This is a genomic window from Polaromonas sp. P1_G2 (assembly GCF_056405515.1).
Map to the genome: position 1 here is coordinate 1 of NZ_JBFUBY010000423.1, position 3,593 is coordinate 3,593.

General features: G+C 64.2%; 4 protein-coding genes and 1 pseudogene. All 5 read right to left on the reverse strand.

Annotation, left to right across the window (positions count from 1 at the left end; genetic code table 11):
* Positions 1–924, reverse strand: a 924-nt coding sequence (gene ccoG / locus AC1D0P_RS24605; RefSeq protein WP_477679132.1) for a cytochrome c oxidase accessory protein CcoG, incomplete at its 3' end; no start/stop codon positions are given.
* Positions 925–931: 7 nt separating this feature from the next.
* Positions 932–1,855, reverse strand: a complete 924-nt coding sequence (gene ccoP, locus AC1D0P_RS24610) for a cytochrome-c oxidase, cbb3-type subunit III (RefSeq protein ID WP_477679133.1) — start codon at positions 1,853–1,855, stop codon at positions 932–934.
* A gap of 66 nt (positions 1,856–1,921) precedes the next feature.
* The gene (locus AC1D0P_RS24615; RefSeq protein ID WP_477651796.1) at positions 1,922–2,059 is read right to left on the reverse strand and encodes a cbb3-type cytochrome oxidase subunit 3; all 138 of its coding nucleotides are present in this window, start codon (positions 2,057–2,059) and stop codon (positions 1,922–1,924) included.
* Positions 2,060–2,071: 12 nt separating this feature from the next.
* A pseudogene (locus AC1D0P_RS24620) lies at positions 2,072–2,455 on the reverse strand (cbb3-type cytochrome c oxidase subunit II); the annotation flags it as partial.
* A 98-nt stretch (positions 2,456–2,553) separates the two neighbouring features.
* A partial coding sequence (gene ccoN / locus AC1D0P_RS24625; protein ID WP_477679134.1) for a cytochrome-c oxidase, cbb3-type subunit I occupies positions 2,554–3,593 on the reverse strand: 1,040 nt, incomplete at its 5' end.

Sequence of the window (3,593 nt, forward strand, 5' to 3'; positions counted from 1 at the left end):
GTCCATCACGCCGTCGCACACGTCCACGCAGGCCGCGCAGCCTATGCACTCGTACTGCAGGCCCTCGCGGATGTCGATGCCGGTCGGGCAGACCTGCACGCACAGGGTGCAGTCCACGCAGGAACCCAGCGACAGCGCGCTGATGTCGGCATGGCGCGAGCGGGCGCCGCGCGGTTCGCCGCGCGCGGGGTCGTAGCTCACGATCAGCGTGTCCTTGTCGAACATCGCGCTCTGGAAGCGCGCATAGGGGCACATGTATTTGCACACCTGCTCGCGCAGGAAGCCGGCGTTGCCGTAGGTGGCGAAGCCGTAGAACAAGACCCAGAAGATTTCCCAGCCGCCCATTTTGGTTTGCAGGAACTGCAGGATCAGCTCGCGGGCCGGCACGAAATAGGCGACAAAGGTAAAGCCGGTCCACATCGCCACGCCTATCCAGAGGATGTGCTTGAACCACTTCTTCACCAGCTTTTCGAGCGAGAACGGCGCGCCGTCCAGCCGCAGCCTGGCCGTGCGATCGCCCTCCACCTTGCGCTCTATCCAGAGAAAGATTTCGGTGTACACCGTCTGCGGGCAGGCAAAGCCGCACCACAGGCGGCCCGCCACCGCCGTGAACAGGAACAGCGACAAGGCGCTGGCCACCAGCAGCCCGGTCAGGTAGATGAAGTCCTGCGGGTACAGCACATAGCCGAACAGGTAAAAGCGCCGCGCCCCCAGGTCGAACAGCACGGCCTGGCGCTGCCCCCACTGCAGCCACGGCAGCCCATAGAAGAACAGCTGGGTCAGGATGACAAAGGCCCAGCGCCAGCGCGAGAACAGCCCGCTGACCGAGCGCGGGTAGATCTTCTTCTGCGCCTCGTACAGGGACTCCCCGGCCGGCTGCACCGGCACGATGGGGATGGTTTTGCGCAAGGGAAGCTGGGTCACCGTCGCCTCAGAGTTTCGCCGCGGCGGATGCGGATTTGTTGGACAGTCCCCAGACATACGCCGTCAGCACATGGATCTGCGCTTCCGTAAGCTTGCCGGCCTGCGCGGGCATCTCGTTGGTCTTGCCCTTGTTGACGATGTCGACGATGGCCTGCTCGCCCCAGCCATGCAGCCAGATGTCGTCGGCCAGGTTGGGCGCGCCTATGGCCGTGTTGCCCTTGCCATCCACGCCGTGGCAGGCCGCGCAGGCCGTGAATTTCGACTTGCCGAGCTGGGCGCGCACCGAATCGTGCGGGCCGCCCGACAGGCTCAGCACGTACTGCGCCACATTCCTGACGTCGTCAGGCGTGCCCACGGCCGCGGCCATGGGCGGCATCTGTCCCTTGCGGCCCCCTGTCAGGGTTTCCTTGATCTTGTCGGCCGAGCCGCCGTGCAGCCAGTCGCCGTCGGCAAGGTTGGGAAAGCCCTTGCTGCCGCGCGCGTCCGAGCCGTGGCATTGGGCGCAGTTGTTCATGAAGAGGCGCTCGCCCACCGCCATCGCATTGGCATCGCCCGCGAGCTGGTCCGCGCTTTTGGCGCTGAAGCCGGCATACAGCGGCGCCAGTTCCTTGTCGGCGCTGGCCATCGCGGTTTCGTATTCGCCGCGCGTGCTCCAGCCCATCTCGCCCGGGTAGGTGCCCAGGCCCGGGTAGGCAATCAGGTAGAGCAGCGAATAGACCACGGTCAGGACGAACAGCCACATCCACCAGCGCGGCATCGGGTTGTTGGCCTCGCGCAGGTCTTCGTCCCAGACGTGGCCTGTCGTGTTGTCGCTGCTCGGGACTATTTTTTTGCGGGCCGTGGCCCACAGCAGCACCAGCGCGCCGATGATGCCGACCAGGGTCAGCGCGGCCACATACCAGGACCAGAAGTTGTTGGTGAAATCGCTCATGGCTCACACCCGATGTGTTGTGCGGTGAATAAAAAACCGGTGAAGAGGTTCTGCATGGCGGGCCCCCTAGTCCTGCAGGAAGGGAATCTTTGCGTCCTCTTCAAAGCGCTCGCGGTTGCGCCTCGAATAGGCCCACACCAGCAGGCCGATAAAGGTGGCAAAGCACAACAGGGTGGCGATGATGCGCAGCGTATTGACGTCCATGGCTGTTTTCCTTTATTTCAGGGCCTTGCCCATGACTTGCAGATAGGCCACGAGGGCGTCCATTTCCGTCTTGCCCTTCACCACGGCAGCGGCCTCGGCGATTTCGGCGTCGGTGTACGGCACCCCCACCCTGCGCAGCGCGGTCATGCGCGGTGCCGAGTCGGCGGGGTCGACGGCGGTTTTTTCCAGCCAGCTGTAGGCCGGCATGTTGGATTCGGGCACCACGTCGCGCGGGTTGTTCAGGTGGATGCGGTGCCATTCGTCGGTGTACTTGCCGCCCACGCGCTGCAGGTCGGGCCCGGTGCGCTWGCTGCCCCACTGGAAGGGATGGTCGTAGACAAACTCGCCGGCCACCGAGTAGTGGCCGTAGCGCAGCGTCTCGGCGCGGAAGGGCCGGTCAGGATGATCATCAGGAAGTTGTTGGTTTCGATCTTCTCGTGCGAGAAGCCGGCGGCCGATGTGTTGTCGTCTTTCATGGGATGTTCTTTCTGTTGTCAGGCGTGAGCCAATGCCGGCACGGCCACCCGGGCGGGGCGCCCCCGGGCCACCGTCATCCAGGCATTCCAGGCCATCACCAGCATGCCGCCCAGGTAGAGCACGCCACCGAAGAAGCGCACCACGTAGAAGGGATAGGTGGCCTTGACCGATTCGACAAAGGTGTAGGTCAGGGTCCCGTCGGTGTTCAGGGCGCGCCACATCAGGCCCTGCATCACACCGGCGATCCACATGGCCGCGATGTAGAGCACGATGCCCACGGTGGCCATCCAGAAATGCACCTCGATGGCGCGCACCGAGTGCATCTGCTTCTGGCCGAACAGGCGGGGGATCATGTAGTACAGCGTGCCCATGGAGATCAGCCCCACCCAGCCCAGCGCGCCCGAATGCACGTGGCCCACGGTCCAGTCGGTGTAATGGGACAGCGCGTTGACGGTCTTGATGGACATCAGCGGGCCCTCGAAGGTGCTCATGCCGTAGAAGGACAGCGAGACGATCAGGAAGCGCAGGATGGGGTCCTCGCGCAGCTTGTGCCAGGCGCCCGACAGCGTCATCACGCCGTTGATCATCCCGCCCCAGCTGGGTGCCAGCAGGATCAGCGAGAAGACCATGCYCACCGACTGCGTCCAGTCGGGCAAGGCGGTGTAGTGCAGGTGGTGCGGGCCCGCCCACATATAGGTGAAGATCAGTGCCCAGAAGTGGACGATGGACAGGCGGTAGCTGTAGACCGGCCGCTCCGCCTGCTTGGGGATGAAGTAATACATCATGCCCAGGAAGCCCGCGGTCAGGAAAAAGCCGACGGCGTTGTGGCCGTACCACCACTGCACCATGGCGTCCTGCACGCCGGCGTAGGCCGAATACGATTTCATCCAGCCGGCCGGCACCTCGGCGCTGTTGACCACGTGCAGCACCGCCACCGCCAGGATGAAGGCGCCGTAAAACCAGTTGGCCACATAGATGTGCCTGACCTTGCGCACGCCCAGTGTGCCGAAAAACACCACCGCATAGGCCACCCAGACCAGGGTGATCAGGATGTCGA